Origin of the sequence: Sphingomonas corticis, from assembly GCF_012035195.1 — a bacterium.
Classification (GTDB): Bacteria; Pseudomonadota; Alphaproteobacteria; order Sphingomonadales; family Sphingomonadaceae; genus Sphingomonas; species Sphingomonas corticis.
In genome coordinates this window covers 32,724-47,643 of sequence record NZ_JAAVJH010000009.1, presented here as the reverse complement: position 1 = coordinate 47,643, position 14,920 = coordinate 32,724, and the positions used below count along the sequence as shown (strand labels likewise).

The window sequence follows — 14,920 nt, the reverse complement described above, 5'->3', positions numbered from 1 at the left end:
TTTGACTTTAGGACCTTGGCCTCACAACGCTTCCACCCATCGCCGGGGGGTTGATCGGCGAGCGTACGGGGGTCCTCGCCACTCATGTTCCTGCGCGAACCGCAAGGATTGGAACTCGCCGGTGCCGCCGGGGCGCGCAGCTTCGGCCGCGCGCTGGTGCCCGTGGTGGAGCAGCCCTGGATCGAGCGGCTGCGCGTCGCCGCGTTGCAGACCGACTGGGTGCCGGACCTGGGCCAGCGCATCGGCACGCGCGACTGGTGGCGCGGTCTCGCCACCTGCACCGCTTTGTGCGGCGCCGCGTGGATGCTGTCGCCGGGCTGGCGGCCGATCCTGGGCTATGCCGCGCCCGCGGTCGGAGGCGCGGCGTTCGAGGAGACGCGCACGCAGGGGATCGCCCCGCTGGCCTATGGCGCCACCACCGGGCGGCGCATGGCCGCGTCCGCGCTGGTGCGCCAGCTGAAGGAGACGCCGGAGCGCCCGACGATCGAGCTGACCGCCGCGCTCTCCGACGGCGACACCCTGCCCGCCGCGCTCCAGCGCGCCGGCATCGGCCGCGGCGAGGCGGCGACGGTGGCGAACCTCGTCTCCGACGCGGTTCGCATCGATTCGCTGAAGCCCGGCACCGTCCTGTCCCTGACGCTCGGCCGCCGGCCCACGAAGCTTCAGCCCCGGCCGCTGGAGAAGCTCGCGTTCCGCGCCGCCTTCGACCTGGAGCTGGCCGTCAACCGCTCCGGCGAGGGGCTGACGCTGGATCGCCGTCCGATCGCGATCGACCGCACGCCGCTGCGCGTGCGCGGCCTGGTCGGCCCCAGCCTGTATCGCTCCGCGCGCGCCGCCGGCGTGCCCGCGCGCGTGGTCGAAGCGTACATCAAGGCGCTGGCGACCCGCATCCCGATCGGCAGCGTCGCCGCGTCCGACACGTTCGACCTGGTCGCCGACCAGCGCCGCGCCGCGACCGGCGAGGTGGAGGTGGGCCAGCTCCAGCTCGCCTCGCTGGACCAGGGCGGCAAGAAGCTCCAGCTCGTGCGCTGGGGCGACGGCGCCGGATCGTTCTTCGATGCCGCCGGCCGCTACGAGACGCGCGGCACGATGGGGATGCCCGTCGCGGGCCGCGTCACCTCCACGTTCGGGATGCGGATGCACCCGCTGCTCGGCTTCATGCGGATGCACAAGGGGATGGACATCGGCGCCCCCTATGGCGCGCCGATCCTGGCGGCGGTCGATGGCGTGGTCGCGTTCGCGGGCCGATCCGGCGGCTACGGCAATTTCGTGAAGCTGGCGCATCCCGCCGGTCTCGCCAGCGGCTACGGCCACATGAGCCGCATCGCGGTGCGCCCGGGACAGCGCGTGCGCCGCGGGCAGGTGATCGGCTACGTCGGCTCGACCGGCATCTCCACCGGACCGCACCTGCACTGGGAAGTGTGGAAGAACGGCCGCCCGGTGAACCCGCGCTCGATCTCGCTCGCCAGCGTGCAGACGCTGTCGGCGGACACGCTGCGCGCGATGCGGGCGAAGATCGCGAACCTGCTGGCCACGCCGGCGCGGTAGCCGGAGCGAAGCCAGATCGCGCTATGGTGCCTCGCCCCGCGCGTCGTCGGCCTCCGCGTCGTTCAGTTTCGGCCGCTCGTTGGCCGCGCGCAGGCGCCCGGCGGCGGTTTGCGCATGGGCGGTCGCCACCGTCGCCATCCGCCCCATCGTCTCGCGCAGGATGCGCCCGTCGTCGGTACGGAACTCGACCAGCCGCTCCGCGCCGTCGTCGTCGACCGCGAAATAGGTCGCCTCGGAAAAGCCCATCGCATCGGCGTAGAACAGGTGCGGCAGGCTGCCGCGGGTCGCGTTATAGCCTTCCGCCGCGGCATTGTACGCCTCGCGCCGGTCGAGGATCGCGGTCTCGATCTCGTCGAGCTGCCGCATCAGCTGCTGATAGGTCGCATTCGCCTTCAGGTCCGGAAAGCGGTTCGCCAGCATCTGCACGTTGCCGATCACGCGCGAGGCGTCCGCCGCCGCCGCGTTCGCGGCGCTGATGTTCGCCTCGCCCTCCACGACGGTGAAATGCGCCAGCTTCTCATGCTCGCCATAGCCCGCGGCGATGTCCGCCAGCCGCTGCGCGATGTCGAGCCGCTTCTTGACGCTGGCGGCCACGTTGGCCTGCCGCCGCTTCACGTTCTCTGCCAGCGCGCGCAGTTTGTTGTACGACAGGAACAGCCAGACCGCGGCACCGATCAGGATGAGCAGGATCAGGGTCAAACGTCGGCTCCCTACGGAGTTGATGTCGATCAACGCATAGCGGCGCCGTGGCCGCTCGCCTACCGTCCGCGTGCGTTCAGCGCCCCTGGCTGCGCCAGCGCTGGATCGTGCGGGCGATGATCTGCTCCTCGCCCCCGCTCTCCTTCCACAGCTCGGAAAACAGCGGATCGTCCGACGCCGGGCGCTTGTCCGCCTCCAGCGGATCGAAGGCGACGCGGATCGGGATCGCGACGCCCTCGCCGCAGATGATGCACTCGCGGTTGCGCAGCGCGGGGATCGAATCGAGGAAGCCGCGCGCACCCTCCGGCATCGCGGCGCGCACGAACGCCTGGTCGCGATCGTTGTTGAGGCGCATCGAGATGATCGTGCCGCACTGCGACAGCACGCCTTCGGCCAGGTCCGACGGGCGCTGCGTGATGAGGCCCAGCGACACGCCGTACTTGCGTCCCTCCTTCGCGATGCGACCGAGGATGCGCGCGACCGACGAACCGGTGTCGTCGCGCGGGATGTAGCGGTGCGCCTCCTCGCACACGAGCAGGATCGGGCGCTGCGGCTCGTTGCGGGACCAGATGGCGAAGTCGAACACCATCCGGCTCAGCATCGCCACCACCACGCTGGTGATCTCGCTGGGCACGCCCGACACGTCGATGATCGAGATCGGCTTGCCCTCGCCCGGCAGGCGGAAGACGCGGCTGACGAAGCCGGCCATCGTGTCGGCGACCAGCATGCCGGAGAACATGAAGCCGAAGCGCGGATCGGCCTTCACCTCGTCGATCTTGTTCTTCAGCCGCAGATAGGGCGCGGTGTCGCCGGCACGATCCATCTTGCCCATCTCCAGCTGGATCAGCTGGGTCAGGTCGCTGAGCAGATAGGGGATCGGCGCGTCGACCGTCAGCTTGGGGATCTCCTGCCCCAGGCGGTTCTTCGACCGCGCGGCGAGCAGGCACTTGGCGAGGATGTCGGCGTCCACCTGCCGGTCCGACCCGGTGGAGGTGAGCAGCACCTCGCAATGCTCCTCCAGGTTCATCAGCCAATAGGGCATCTGCAGGTTCGACACGTCGTAGATCGCGCCGTTCCCCTTGAACGCGGCGGCATATTCGCCGTGCGGATCGACCATCACGATATGGCCCTGCGGCGCCAGCTGGCAGATGCGGTGCAGGATCAGCGCGGCACTGGTCGACTTGCCGGTGCCGGTGGAGCCGAGCAGCGCGAAATGCTTGCCGAGCATCGAATCGACGAACAGCGAGGCGCGCACGTCGCGGGTGGGATAGACGAGGCCGATCTCCACGCTGGGCCGGTCCGACGCGGCATAGACCTGCTGGAGGTCCGCCCCGGTGGCGGCATAGGCCTCCGCCCCCGGCATGGGATAGCGGGTGACGCCGCGGCGGAAGTTGTAGAGCTTGCCGGTCAGCCGCTCCTCGTCCCCCTCGCCGAGGAAATCGACGGTGGCGACCACGCGGTCCATCTGTCCCGGCGCGAGCCCGAGCGAGCGGATGTTGGCGAGCAGCCACGACTGGCCGACGCGCACCTTCACCTGCCCGCCGACCTGCCCCGCCGACGCGATCACCGGGTCATCGTGTCCCACCAGCGCCTGCAAGGCGGCGAGATCAAACACCATCTCGCTGCGCGATCCGGCGATTTCCGCAACATAGCCGATCGGTTCGCGGCTGACGTCCGCGGCCGGCACGAAGGCGCCGGAAGAGAAATGGTTCATCGTGCAGCACGCCCCCTCGTTCCCCGCCAGCCTAGGCGCGCGCGGTAAAGGAAGCGTGGACGGATCAGCCGCGCCGGGCGATGCGCCCCGCCGCCCAGCCGAGCAGCACCGACAGCGCCACCGCAGCGAGGCCGTAGAGGATGGCATGGCGGTCCGCCGCCTCGGCGACGAAGCGCTCGAAGCCCGACTTGCGCACGTCGATGTCGCGTACCGCCGCCGCCAGGACGCGGCCGTCGCGAATCAGGAAGGTTTCCGCGGTAAAGCGCCCGACGGTCACCTGCGCGGGCACCCGGATGCGCGCGCGATAGAGGACGCCGCCGGTGATCTCCACCGCGCCCGGCGTCTCGGTGAACAGCCCGGCGCGGCGGCGCTGCTCGACGAGGCCGCGGGTGAAGCGATCCTGCACCTCCGCCGGCGCGTTGGAGGCGGGGGAGAGCTGGAGGCTGTCCAGCCCGATCTCGTAGATGGCGCGGGTGCGCGCGTCGACGATGTCGCGGATCGGGCGGGAAGCGGCGGCGGCGTAGAAGCTGGGCGCCGAGCGGTAGCGCAGCGCCTGCGCGTTGATCCACACGCCCGCCACCTTCTCCTTTTCCCGGATCGTGATCGATTCGGTCGGCCCCTTGACGACGACCACCACGTCGGTGCGCCGGTCGTCCGCGGGCACGCGCCCGCCGGGATAGAGGATCGCGCCGAACAGCAGCAGCTCCGCGCCGGTGAAGCTGTAGGCGATCTCGACCTCGCGCTGCGACACGTCGGGCACCAGCACGGGCTTGGCCTGCGCGGCCAGCAGCGGCGCGGCAAGGAGGAGCAGCGCGCGCCTCAATTCAGCTCGACCGTGTAGATCTCGTCGGGCCGCCAGCCGAGCCCGAGCCCGATGCGGAACGCCACCGCCAGCACCATTAGCGCGAGCGCCAGGCGCAGGTATTCGGGCTTGGCGCGGCTGGCCAGCCGCGCGCCCAGCTGCGCGCCCGCGACCGAGCCGACCAGCAGCAGCGCGGCAAGGACGATGTCCACCGCCTTGGTCGTCGTCGCGTGGACCATCGTCGCCGCCGCGGTGACGAACAGGATCTGGAACAGGCTGGTGCCCACCACCACGCCGGTCGCCATGCCAAGCAGGTAGATCATCGCCGGCACCAGCACGAAGCCGCCACCGATGCCGAGCAGGATGGTGAGGATGCCGGTGGCGAAGCCGAGCAGCAGCGGCGCCAGCGGCGAGATGTAGAGGCCGCTGGCGTAGAAGCGCATCCGGAACGGCAGCGCCGCGACCAGCGGGTGGTGGCGCCGCCGCCGCGGCTTCGCCGGGCGCCGCCCGCGTGCCACCAGGATCGCCGCCACCGCCTCGCGCAGCATCGACAGGCCGATGGAGCCGAGCAGCAGCACATAGGTGACGGCGATAGCGGTATCGATCTGTCCCGATTGCTGCAGCAGCCGGAACAGCCACGCGCCGAACAGCGAGCCGAGGATGCCGCCCGCCACCAGCACGCCGCCCATGCGCACGTCCACGCCGCCGCGCCGCATGTGCGCGAACACGCCGGAGACGCTGGCGCCCGTCACCTGCGTCGCGGCGGAGGCGGCGGCGACCGTGGGCGGGATGCCGTAGACGATCAGCAGCGGCGTCGTCAGGAACCCGCCGCCGACGCCGAACATGCCCGACAGCAATCCGACGCCGGCGCCCAGCGCGATCATCACCAGCGCGTTCACCGACAGGTTCGCGATCGGCAGGTAGAGGTCCATGGCGACGACGGGGATTAGCCGCTTCGCGCCGCGCGGCATAGCGCCCCGCGGCGACCGGTCGGCTAGAAATCGGTTCCCAGCGACAGCGCCACGCCCGATGCCGGCCGCGCGTTGCCCGCCACCCGCTGGCGCCAGTCGAGCGACACGCGCACCCGCGCCGCCGCCACCGGCACGACCACCGCCGCCGAGGGGCCGAGGTCCAGCCGCGCCGCGCCCCGCTGCGCCGCGCCCCAGGCACCGAGCGACAGGTCGAGCGCGCCCACCGCCCGGCCGACACGGATCGCGCCGTCGGCATAGCCCTCGCCGCCGTCGCGCGCGATCACCCCCGCCTGCGCATAGCCGTCGAGCGCGAGGCCGAGCGGCAGCGGCCGGTCGGAGACGCCGCCGACCAGGCCCAGCGCCGGCCCGCCGCGGGTGGCGGCCAGCCCGATCCGCTGCTCCGCCACCACGCGCAGCGGCAGGGCGGTGGGGCGCCACTCGACGCCGATTGCCGCCTCGCGCTGCCGCGTGCCCAGCGCGCCCGCCACGCGCGCGGCGAGCGCGAACCGGTCGTCCAGCGCGTAGGCGAGCCGCGCACCCGCCTGGCTACCGCCCAGCTGCGGCGTCGCCACTCCGCCCGCCCCGCCCGCGCCGCGCACGATCGCCCAGGCGCTGCCCGACCAGCGCGAAGGGCCGGGCGGCGCCGGATCCGGCGTGCCGTAGCGCACGAGGCCGAGCAGCGCGAGGACGTGCTCCACCGGGGGGCGCGGCAACGCGATCGCGGGAGCGGGGGAAAGCGTGGTCGGAGGAGGGGGCACGACGGGCGTCGGCGCGAACGTCCGCTCGCGCAACGGGCGGGTCGGCACCGCGGGCACCTCACCCGGTATCCCCAGCGCGAGCCGAAGGGGCGGTGCCGGCTGCGTCGCCGGGGCCGAGGCCGGGGGCGGGATGGAGGCGTGGCGGGGCGGCGTCGACGCGTGCGGCCACAGCCAGGCCACGCGCATCGCGATCCAGCCGCCGAGCACCAGCCCCAGCGCGCGCAGCGGGCGTCCGCGCCGCGCGGAATGCGCGGCGTCACGCATCGCCCGGCACCGTCGCCGGGAAACGATGCGCGGTCTTGTCCCAGCGCGCCTCGTCCCCCGCCAGCATCCGGCAGTAGCGGACCAGCGCACGCCGCGCCGCCAGCATCGCGACGATGTTGCCCACCACCGCGCGCGGCACCGCGCGCATCCCCTCGCGCCAGCCGTAGACGCGCGCCGTCGCCCCCGCGCGCATCGCCAGCCGCCACGCCAGCAGCAGCGCGTTGATCGCCAGCAGCCAGCGCAGCGCTCCCTGCGGCCACGGCATGGCGGTGCCGCGCCACGCATGCGCCGCCCAGGACAGCGCGCTCCCCGCCAGCGCGGCATAGGCGACCGCCAGCGCGATCACCGCCAGCGGCGCGCGCCGGTCGCGCAGCCGCATCCACCATTCCGCCGGCCGCCACCCCGCGCCCCAGCCGGTGCGGTCCCAGCCGGCGAAGGCGATGCCCACCATCCAGCGCGCCTTCTGCACCACCGCGGGGCGCACGCGGTCGGGGAAATAGGCGCGGGTGGCGATCGGCGCGCCCCGCCCCGGCGCGGTGACGCGCGCGAAGCAGGCGGGCAGGCCGAGCGCGCCGAGTCGCAGGCCCAGCTCGTAATCCTCGGTCAGCGTGCGCGGATCGAACGGCGCGTCCCCCGCGCCCGCGATCGCCGCCAGCGCGTCGCAGCGGAGCGCGCAGCCCACGCCGGCAAGCGGCAGCGCCACGCCCAGCGCGCCGCGCACCACCAGCGTCCGGCCGTGGCTCTCCGCGAACTCGTCCGCATAGGTGCCCGCCACGAGCGTGGCACCCCGGTCCAGCAGCGGCACCACCGGCAGCTGGACCAGCGCGAAGCGCGGCAGCAGCCGCTCCACCAGCGCCAGCTCGAACGGATCGACCACGTCCTCGGCATCGTGCAGCACGACCGCGTCGGTGGCGCGCCCGTCGCGCGCGTCCGCGCGGCGCAGCGCGCGCCACAGGTCGTTGAGGTTGGCCGCCTTCGTCGTGGGCCCGTCGGCCTCGCCGATCACCAGGCGGACGCGGGCGTCCTCCTGCGCCACGGTCGCGACCGCGGCGATGGTGGCGGGATCGTTGGGATAGCAACCGACGAACAGGCGATAATCGTCGTGGCGGTAGCGGGAGAGCGTCGCGCGCAGCATCGCCGCGATGACCGCGCCCTCGTCCCACGCCGGCACGAACACGGCGAGGCGGCACGGCGGTGCGGGCGGCAGGTCCTCGAATCGCGCGGGCGGCCGGCGCATCCGCGCCCAGGCGAGATCGATCGCCAGATCGTCCAGCCCGCCGACGAGGAACAGGACGCCCGCGAACAGCAGCGCCTCGCCGAGGCCCGCGTCGAGCGCGATCAGCCAGCCATCACCCACCGACCCCATCGTTCCCGCGCCCCCCAGCGATCGGGTTTGTGCGCGAGGTGTGGCACCCGCGCAACATCGGTCGCGAAAGTGTCGGAGAGGACGAACAAAAACCGGCCCGGCTCGTTGGGCGCAGCGGTCCCTTTTCCCCTTTCGGGACCGGTGCCGACCCCAAGCCGGTACTGGCCGCGTCGTGGCGTTTTCCGCGACGCGGCCGAACCGGCATGGGCCGAAGCCCGGCGAGTCGATTGGGGAGCAGGTGCAACAGGGGAAGGGAAGCGGTGCGCGAGCCCGCTTCCCTTTGTTCCCTCACCAGAAGAAGTTGCGGATCACGTCCAGCACGACGCCGCGACGCGCGTCGACCAGCAGCACGTCGTCGTAGTGGCGTACCCACCGCGTCGCGCCATAGGCGGGCGGCAGGCGGTATCGCGCCGGGCTGACGATGGCGTAGCGCCCGCCGTAATAGGCCGGGGCGATGCGCGTGCCGGCACGAAACGACTGGTAGCGGAACGGCGCACGCCAGTTGCCGCGGGCGTAGACGGCGCGGTGATCGTTGCGATAGCCGCGCCAATCGTCGCGGCCCCAGTTGCGTCGCCGGTCATCGCGCCAGTCGTCACGCCGGTCGCGGCGCCAATCGTCGCGCACGTCGCGGCGATAATCGCGCCTGTCCTCGCGATATTCCTGCCGCGCCTCGCGCAGGTCGCGGCGTTCCTCCCTGATGTCGCGGCGGTCGCCGCGGCGCCAGGCGTCGCGCAACTCGCGCTGTTCCTGGCGGATGTCCTGGCGGTTGCGGTGCAGCTCGCGCGTCTGCGCGCCGGCCGACACGGGCGCCATCATGGCGGCGATCAGTGCGGCGGTGAAGAAGGTACGCATCTTCCTTGTCCTCCATGCGGGCGCCGACGGGCGCCCACCTGGGGACGGGATTATGCCGGGCGCGCTGAACCGCCCGCGAATGCGATCGTCAGCGAAACGACAGGCAGATCACGATGCTTGCGGGGATCAGGGGCTCGCAGGAATCAGGGGCGCGCAGGAATCAGGGGCGATCGCGCCCGCCGCCGCCCTGCGCGCCGCCCATGCCGGGCGCGCCCACCGCGCCGATGTTGCCGAACAGCTCGGCGAAGAAGCCGCGCTCGCGGCCCAGCGTCGGCGTCGTCTTGCCGTACGGATCGACCTTCGCCACCTGCTCCACGCCCGAGCGGCGGATCGCCGACACGTTGCCGCTCTGGTCGAAGCTGATCTGCACGGTCAGCTGGTCGCTGGGCGAGGGCGGATTGAACGCGAAGTTGCGGCTGTCGCGCGACACGTAATACCAGTCGCCCTGGTTGAACTGGCTCGCGAAACTGGGCGTGCCCAGCGTCGCCAGCACCGACTGGCGATTGTCCACCCCCGGCTGGATCGCGTTCACCAGGTCCGCATCGACGATATAGCCCTGGTGCGAGCGAAGCGGCGTGCAGCCGGCGGCGAGCAGGCCGGCGAGAAGGAGACTGGAGGCGAGAAGGGGGCGCATGGGGACTCCGCGAGACGCGACTGGAAACGCCCGTCATGGACAGCGGCGCTCGCGCGCACCAATATGGATGCCGCGCGGCCGACACAAGCGGCGCGCGCGTCGATCACCTTCCCCGTCGCTGCCGGAGCCCCTTTGACCTTCCTCGCCCGCCTCTTCCCCCGCCTGTTCGGGCGGCACGACCCCACCGCCGCACTGCCGCTGTACGACGCGGTCATCGCCCGCGCGCGGCGGCCGCACTGGTACCTCGACGGGCACGTGCCCGACACGCTGGACGGCCGGTTCGACATGGTCGCCGCAATCCTGTCGATCGTGCTGCTGCGACTGGAGCGGGAGGAGGACGCGGTCGCCGCGACCATCCCGCTGACCGAGCGGTTCGTCGACGACATGGACGCGCAGGTGCGGCAGATCGGGTTCGGCGACATGGTGGTGGGCAAGCATGTCGGCCGCATGATGGGGATGCTGGGCGGGCGGCTGGGCGCCTATCGCGACGGACTGGCGCAGGACGATGCGGCGCTGGATGCCGCGCTGGTGCGCAACCTCTACCGCGGCGAGGCGCCCGACGCCGCCGCGCTGGCGCACGTGCGCGACGAGCTGAAGGCGCTCCACACCGCGCTGGCCGACTGGCCGCGCGCCGCACTGGACGAAGGGAAGCTGCCGTGACGTCGCCCGTGTCCCCGGCCGAGTTCCCGCGCATCGAGCGGCTGGACGCGATCGGCAGCGAGGAGCGGACGGTCGCCATCGCCGCCACGCCGGAGGAGCGCGCGGCGCTGGCGCAGCGATTCGGCCTGGTCGCGATCGAGCGGCTGGAGGCGAGCTTCGCGATCCGCCGCGAGGCTGCGGGCATCGCCGCGCGCGGCCGGGTGGAGGCGGCGGTGGTGCAGGCCTGCGCGGTGACGGGCGAGCCGCTGACGCAGGCGATCGACGAGCCGGTGTCGCTGCTGTTCGTCGAGCCGGGCGCGGGCGGGGAGGACGAGGTGGAGCTGGCCGCCGACGCGCTCGACACGGTGGAGATTACCGGCGGCGGCATCGACCTGGGCGAGGCGGCGGCGGAGACGGTGGCGCTCGCGCTCGATCCCTATTCGCGCAGCCCTGCGGCGGCGGCGGCGCTGAGGGAGGCGGGCGTGCTCAGCGAGGAGGACGCCCGGCCGCTCGGCGCGCTCGCCGGGCTGAAGCAGGCGCTGGAGAAGAAGTCGCGCGCCTAGGCCGCGAGCTTCGGGAAACCGGCGCGGAAGGCGGCGACCTTCGGCTTGTCCCAGCGCACGATGTACGGATGCGTCGGGTTCCGGCGGTAGAAGTCCTGGTGATAGGCCTCCGCCGGGTAGAAGGCGCCGCCCTCGATCCGCGTCGCGATCGCGCCGGGGAACGCCTTCGCCGCGTTCAGCTGCGCGATATAGGCGGTCGCGACGGCGCGCTGCTGCGGCGATTGCGGGAAGATGGCGGAACGGTAGCTGGGGCCGCTGTCCGGCCCCTGCCGGTTCACCTGGGTCGGATCGTGCGCGACGGAGAAATAGACGCGCAGCAGCGTGGCATAGCTGACGACCCGGGGATCGTAGACGATGCGGATCGCCTCGGCGTGGCGCGTCCGCTCGGTGCTGACCGCATCGTAATTGGCGGTGCCGCGGGTGCCGCCGGCATAGCCCGACGTGACGGATCTCACGCCGCGCACCTGCTCGAACACCGCTTCCATTCCCCAGAAGCATCCCCCCGCCAGCACGGCGACCTGCGTGCCGGCGGCGGCGGGCACGTCGCTGCGCGCGGCGGGAATGGGAACGGCGCGCTCCGCCGCGGCGGGACCGCAGGATGCGAGCAGCAGGGCGGGAAGGAGGATGGCGCGGGTCATGCGGCCGATATGGTGGCGCACCGCGCGCCGTGCCAGTCCGCTCCCGCGTCGCGATCAGCGCTGCGCGTAGATCGCGGCGGGGGTGGACGGCGGCGCGTCGTGCGAGACGTACAGCGCGCCCATGCCCATCGTGCCGAGCAGAAAGCCGCCGGCGAACTGCCACAGGAAGCTGGAGCGGGCGAAACGGGACATGATCTCTTTCCTACAGGCAACGAACGATGCGGCCGGATGTACGCGGGCGCGACTGAACGCCGGCTGGTCGCGGCGTTCATCGGCGCGCCAGATAGCGGCGCACGGGTTCCCGCGCCATGTCAGTGCGGGAACAGGATCGTTTCCGTGGCGAAACCCGGTGGTTACCGCAGCGCGGCGCACGCCTGCTGGATGCGGGTGCACGCCTCCGTCAGCTGCGCCTCCGACGTGGCGTAGCTGATCCGCATGGCGGGCGACACGCCGAACGCGACGCCCTGCACCGCCGCCACGCGCGCGTCGTCCAGCAGATAGGTCACGAAGTCGCTGTCGCTCTCGATCCGCGCGCCCTTGGGCGTCGACTTGCCGATCGCGCCGGACACGTCGGGATAGACGTAGAAGGCGCCTTCGGGCCGCGGGCAAGTGATGCCCTCGGCCGCGTTCAGCATGTCGACGACGAGGTCGCGGCGCACCTGAAAGGCGCGCGCGCGCTCCTTCAGGAAGGACTGGTCGCCGGTCAGCGCCGCCACCGCCGCGGCCTGCGCGATCGAGCAGGGATTGCTGGTCGATTGCGACTGCAGCTTCGCCATCGCCTTGATGAGCCACGGCGCGCCCGCGGCGAAGCCGATGCGCCAGCCGGTCATCGCATAGGCCTTGGAACAGCCGTTCACCGTCAGCGTGCGGTCGTAGAGCGAGGGGCAGACCTGCGCGATCGTGGCGAAGGCGAAGTCGTCGTAGACGATATGCTCGTACATATCGTCGGCGAAGATCCACACCTGCGGATGCCGCTCCAGCACCGCGCCCAGCGCGCGCAGCTCGTCCGCGGTATAGGCCGCACCCGTTGGATTGGAGGGCGAGTTGAGGATCACCCACTTGGTCCGCGGCGTGATCGCCGCCTCCAGCATCGCCGGCGTCAGCTTGTAGCCCTGGTCCGCCCCCGCCGCGACGATGACCGGCACGGCGCCGGCGAACTGCACGACATCGGGATAGCTGACCCAATAGGGCGCGGGCACGATCACCTCGTCGCCCGCGTCCAGCGTCGCCACCAGCGCGTTGAACAAAGTGTGCTTGCCGCCGACGTTCACGCTGATCTGCGGCGGCGTGTAGGTCAGGCGGTTGTCGCGCGCGAACTTGGCGACGATCGCGTCCTTCAGCTCGGCGGTACCGTCGACGTTGGTATACTTCGTCTGGCCGTCGCGGATCGCCTTGATCGCCGCCTCCTTGACGAAGTCGGGCGTGTCGAAATCGGGCTCGCCCGCGCCCAGCCCGATCACGTCGACGCCGGCGCGCTTCAGCTCCAGCACGCGGCTGGTGATCGCGAGCGTGGGCGACGGGCTGATGCGGTCGAGCGCGGCGGAAGGCTTCACGGGGGGCGTCCTTGTTCGGAAAATGCGCGCGCGCCTATGGACGGCGCACGCTTGTTTCGCAACCGCCGCCGTCAGATCAGGCGTGCCGGCACCAGGCCGCGCAGCGCGTTGCCGAGCAGGAAGCCGTCGCCAAGGTCCCGTGCCGTCAGCCGTTCCTCCCGCGCGCGCCCCGCGCCGATCAGCTCGCCGCGCAGGACGCCGGGCAGCAGCCCGTCCGTCAGCGGCGGCGTCAGCAGCAGGCCGTCGCGCTCCACGAACAGGCTGGTGAAGCTGCCCTCGGTCAGCGCGCCGTCGGAGCGGACGAACACCACCTCGTCCGTCCCCGCGGCGATCCGCGCCGCGTCGTAGAAGGCGCGGTCGCTGGTCTTGTGGTGCAGCCGCAGGTCCGTTGGCGGCACCGGCAGGGGCGCCAGCGCGACGCGCATCACGGCGGGGCTGACGGGCAGCGGCGACACCTCGATCGCCACCGTGCCGGCGCGCGACAGCACCAGCCGCACGCGCGCGGCCGTGCGCAGCCGGAAGGTCGCCGCCTGCAATTCGTTGCGCGCGCCGTGGCGGTCGAACGCGAAGCCCAGCGCCGCCGCGCTGGCCTTCATCCGCTCGAGGTGGGGCTCGACCCGCAGCACGCCCTCCATCGGGTCGAACGCCATCGTCTCGATCAGGTCGAGCGGGCGCTGCGCGTGCGCGACGAAGCCGCCCTTGGCCAGCGCCTCGTCCCACTCCGCGTCCGCCGTGGAATCCGCCACGATGCCGCCTCCCAAACCCATCGTCGCCTCCTGTCCGCGGATCGCCAGCGTGCGGATGGCGACGTTGAACATCGCATCATCGCGCGAATCGATCCGCCCGATCGCCCCGGTGTAGACGCCGCGCGCGTCGTGCTCGATCGCGTCCAGCGCCGCCACCGCGCGCAGCTTGGGCGCGCCGGTGATGGAGCCGCACGGGAACAGCGCGGCCAGCACGTCCACCGCGTCGCGCCCCCCGGCCAGCCGGGCGGTGACGGTGGAGGTCATCTGGTGCACCGTGGGATAGCGCTCCACGTCGAACAGCTTCGGCACCGCGACCGTCCCCGGGCGCGAGACCCTCGACAGGTCGTTGCGCATCAGGTCGACGATCATCAGGTTCTCCGCGCGCTGCTTCGGATCGGCCGCCAGCGCGCGCGCCGCCGCGGCGTCCGCGTGCGGGTCCGCCTGCCGCCGCGCGGTGCCCTTCATCGGCCGGCACGTCAGCCGGTCGCCGTCGAGCGCGAAGAACAGTTCGGGCGACAGCGACAGCAGCAGGTCGCGCCCGGTGTGCACCACCGCGGCCCAGCCCGCGCCCGTCGCCCGCCGCAGCCCGGCGTAGAGCGCCAGCGGGTCGCCCGCGACCGGCACCCGCGCGCGGAAGGTGAGGTTCGCCTGGTAGAGGTCGCCCGCCGCGATCAGCGCCTGCACGCGGGCGAACATCGCATCGTAATCGTCGCGCGACACCTGCGGCTCGGGCGCGCCGGCCCAGCCGCCCGCCGCATCGGGCAGCAGCGCGGCGGCGTCCACCTCCGCGTAGCCGTCGAACAGGCCGAACCAGGCGAGCGGCGCGGCGCGGCCCGCCAGCGCCGCTCGCGGCTCGAACGCCCCCGCCGCCTCGTAGGACAGGAAGCCCGCGGCGTGCCGGCCCGGTTCGCCGACCGAGCGCCGGATCTCCTCCAGCACGCCGTGCACCGCCGCGGGCGTATCGGCCTCCAGCACGGCGACGGGCCGCGCGTAGAGCCGCGCGGGGGCGGCGCCGTCGCGGGCGTCGTCGAGCAGCACGAAGGGGGGCGGGGGCAGCATGGCGGGCGGTGATGCCCGCCCCGCCCCGGCGCGGCAAGCGGCGCGGCCGCGGAACGCTCGCGCCGATTGCCAGCGCGCGGCACGGCGACTAGCCTTCGCGCGACGACGACCAGG

15 protein-coding genes are annotated in these 14,920 nt (G+C 72.6%); 3 read left to right on the top strand and 12 right to left on the bottom strand.

Features of this window, described 5'->3' with window-relative positions; genetic code table 11:
- The first annotated feature begins 84 nt into the window (after positions 1-84).
- A complete protein-coding gene (locus tag HBH26_RS14040) occupies positions 85-1,548 on the top strand; it encodes a M23 family metallopeptidase (protein ID WP_168135257.1) in 1,464 nt (487 codons plus the stop codon).
- 21 nt (positions 1,549-1,569) lie between these two features.
- Here the strand turns inward: HBH26_RS14040 and HBH26_RS14035 are convergent, their stop codons facing one another.
- The 8 genes from HBH26_RS14035 to HBH26_RS14000 all read right to left on the bottom strand — a co-directional run bounded on the left by HBH26_RS14035 (position 1,570) and on the right by HBH26_RS14000 (position 9,608).
- Complete coding sequence (locus HBH26_RS14035) at positions 1,570-2,247, bottom strand: LemA family protein (RefSeq protein WP_168135256.1); 678 nt, start codon at positions 2,245-2,247, stop codon at positions 1,570-1,572.
- Between the two features lie 76 nt (positions 2,248-2,323).
- Complete coding sequence (locus HBH26_RS14030) at positions 2,324-3,961, bottom strand: ATP-binding protein (protein WP_168135255.1); 1,638 nt, start codon at positions 3,959-3,961, stop codon at positions 2,324-2,326.
- Between the two features lie 64 nt (positions 3,962-4,025).
- Positions 4,026-4,784: a TIGR02186 family protein gene (locus tag HBH26_RS14025; protein ID WP_168135254.1), complete on the bottom strand. Its 759-nt coding sequence runs from the start codon at positions 4,782-4,784 to the stop codon at positions 4,026-4,028.
- Positions 4,781-5,695 (bottom strand): sulfite exporter TauE/SafE family protein, encoded by a 915-nt coding sequence (locus tag HBH26_RS14020; protein ID WP_168135339.1) that lies wholly within the window; start codon positions 5,693-5,695, stop codon positions 4,781-4,783. Before HBH26_RS14020 ends, HBH26_RS14025 begins: the two co-directional genes overlap by 4 nt.
- Positions 5,696-5,757: 62 nt before the next feature.
- A complete protein-coding gene (locus tag HBH26_RS14015) occupies positions 5,758-6,756 on the bottom strand; it encodes a hypothetical protein (RefSeq protein ID WP_239024807.1) in 999 nt (332 codons plus the stop codon).
- Positions 6,749-8,122, bottom strand: coding sequence for a glycosyl transferase family protein (locus tag HBH26_RS14010; protein ID WP_168135253.1), 1,374 nt, complete (start codon positions 8,120-8,122; stop codon positions 6,749-6,751). Before HBH26_RS14010 ends, HBH26_RS14015 begins: the two co-directional genes overlap by 8 nt.
- 288 nt (positions 8,123-8,410) lie before the next feature.
- Positions 8,411-8,974: an RcnB family protein gene (locus HBH26_RS14005; RefSeq protein WP_168135252.1), complete on the bottom strand. Its 564-nt coding sequence runs from the start codon at positions 8,972-8,974 to the stop codon at positions 8,411-8,413.
- 160 nt (positions 8,975-9,134) lie between these two features.
- Positions 9,135-9,608 carry an outer membrane protein assembly factor BamE gene (locus tag HBH26_RS14000; RefSeq protein ID WP_168135251.1) on the bottom strand — a complete coding sequence of 158 codons (474 nt, stop codon included), beginning with the start codon at positions 9,606-9,608 and terminating at the stop codon, positions 9,135-9,137.
- A gap of 132 nt (positions 9,609-9,740) precedes the next feature.
- On the opposite strand from HBH26_RS14000, the gene HBH26_RS13995 reads away from it, so the two are divergent.
- Both HBH26_RS13995 and HBH26_RS13990 read left to right on the top strand, forming a co-directional pair.
- Positions 9,741-10,268 carry a ubiquinol-cytochrome C chaperone family protein gene (locus HBH26_RS13995; protein ID WP_239024806.1) on the top strand — a complete coding sequence of 176 codons (528 nt, stop codon included), beginning with the start codon at positions 9,741-9,743 and terminating at the stop codon, positions 10,266-10,268.
- A complete protein-coding gene (locus HBH26_RS13990) occupies positions 10,265-10,810 on the top strand; it encodes a YceD family protein (RefSeq protein ID WP_420824991.1) in 546 nt (181 codons plus the stop codon). The genes HBH26_RS13995 and HBH26_RS13990 overlap by 4 nt, the downstream gene beginning before the upstream one ends.
- Here HBH26_RS13990 and msrA read toward each other — a convergent pair.
- The 4 genes from msrA to pabB all read right to left on the bottom strand — a co-directional run bounded on the left by msrA (position 10,807) and on the right by pabB (position 14,806).
- Complete coding sequence (msrA, locus tag HBH26_RS13985; protein ID WP_168135249.1) at positions 10,807-11,448, bottom strand: peptide-methionine (S)-S-oxide reductase MsrA; 642 nt, start codon at positions 11,446-11,448, stop codon at positions 10,807-10,809. The two genes, HBH26_RS13990 and msrA, sit on opposite strands and share 4 nt — an antisense overlap.
- Before the next feature lie 54 nt (positions 11,449-11,502).
- The gene (locus tag HBH26_RS13980) at positions 11,503-11,640 is read right to left on the bottom strand and encodes a hypothetical protein (RefSeq protein WP_168135248.1); all 138 of its coding nucleotides are present in this window, start codon (positions 11,638-11,640) and stop codon (positions 11,503-11,505) included.
- 161 nt (positions 11,641-11,801) lie between these two features.
- Positions 11,802-13,001: an aminotransferase class I/II-fold pyridoxal phosphate-dependent enzyme gene (locus tag HBH26_RS13975; RefSeq protein WP_168135247.1), complete on the bottom strand. Its 1,200-nt coding sequence runs from the start codon at positions 12,999-13,001 to the stop codon at positions 11,802-11,804.
- A gap of 71 nt (positions 13,002-13,072) precedes the next feature.
- The gene (gene pabB, locus HBH26_RS13970; RefSeq protein ID WP_168135246.1) at positions 13,073-14,806 is read right to left on the bottom strand and encodes an aminodeoxychorismate synthase component I; all 1,734 of its coding nucleotides are present in this window, start codon (positions 14,804-14,806) and stop codon (positions 13,073-13,075) included.
- Positions 14,807-14,920 lie beyond the last annotated feature (114 nt).

What these genes read in the sequence shown, in the direction of transcription:
- HBH26_RS14040 (WP_168135257.1), top strand. Translation starts at nt 85, where the DNA reads ATGTTCCTGCGCGAACCGCAAGGATTGGAACTCGCCGGTGCCGCCGGG.
- pabB (WP_168135246.1), bottom strand. Translation starts at nt 14,806, where the DNA reads ATGCTGCCCCCGCCCCCCTTCGTGCTGCTCGACGACGCCCGCGACGGC.
- HBH26_RS14020 (WP_168135339.1), bottom strand. Translation starts at nt 5,695, where the DNA reads ATGGACCTCTACCTGCCGATCGCGAACCTGTCGGTGAACGCGCTGGTG.
- HBH26_RS14015 (WP_239024807.1), bottom strand. Translation starts at nt 6,756, where the DNA reads ATGCGTGACGCCGCGCATTCCGCGCGGCGCGGACGCCCGCTGCGCGCG.
- HBH26_RS14010 (WP_168135253.1), bottom strand. Translation starts at nt 8,122, where the DNA reads ATGGGGTCGGTGGGTGATGGCTGGCTGATCGCGCTCGACGCGGGCCTC.
- HBH26_RS14000 (WP_168135251.1), bottom strand. Translation starts at nt 9,608, where the DNA reads ATGCGCCCCCTTCTCGCCTCCAGTCTCCTTCTCGCCGGCCTGCTCGCC.
- msrA (WP_168135249.1), bottom strand. Translation starts at nt 11,448, where the DNA reads ATGACCCGCGCCATCCTCCTTCCCGCCCTGCTGCTCGCATCCTGCGGT.
- HBH26_RS13980 (WP_168135248.1), bottom strand. Translation starts at nt 11,640, where the DNA reads ATGTCCCGTTTCGCCCGCTCCAGCTTCCTGTGGCAGTTCGCCGGCGGC.
- HBH26_RS14005 (WP_168135252.1), bottom strand. Translation starts at nt 8,974, where the DNA reads ATGCGTACCTTCTTCACCGCCGCACTGATCGCCGCCATGATGGCGCCC.
- HBH26_RS14030 (WP_168135255.1), bottom strand. Translation starts at nt 3,961, where the DNA reads ATGAACCATTTCTCTTCCGGCGCCTTCGTGCCGGCCGCGGACGTCAGC.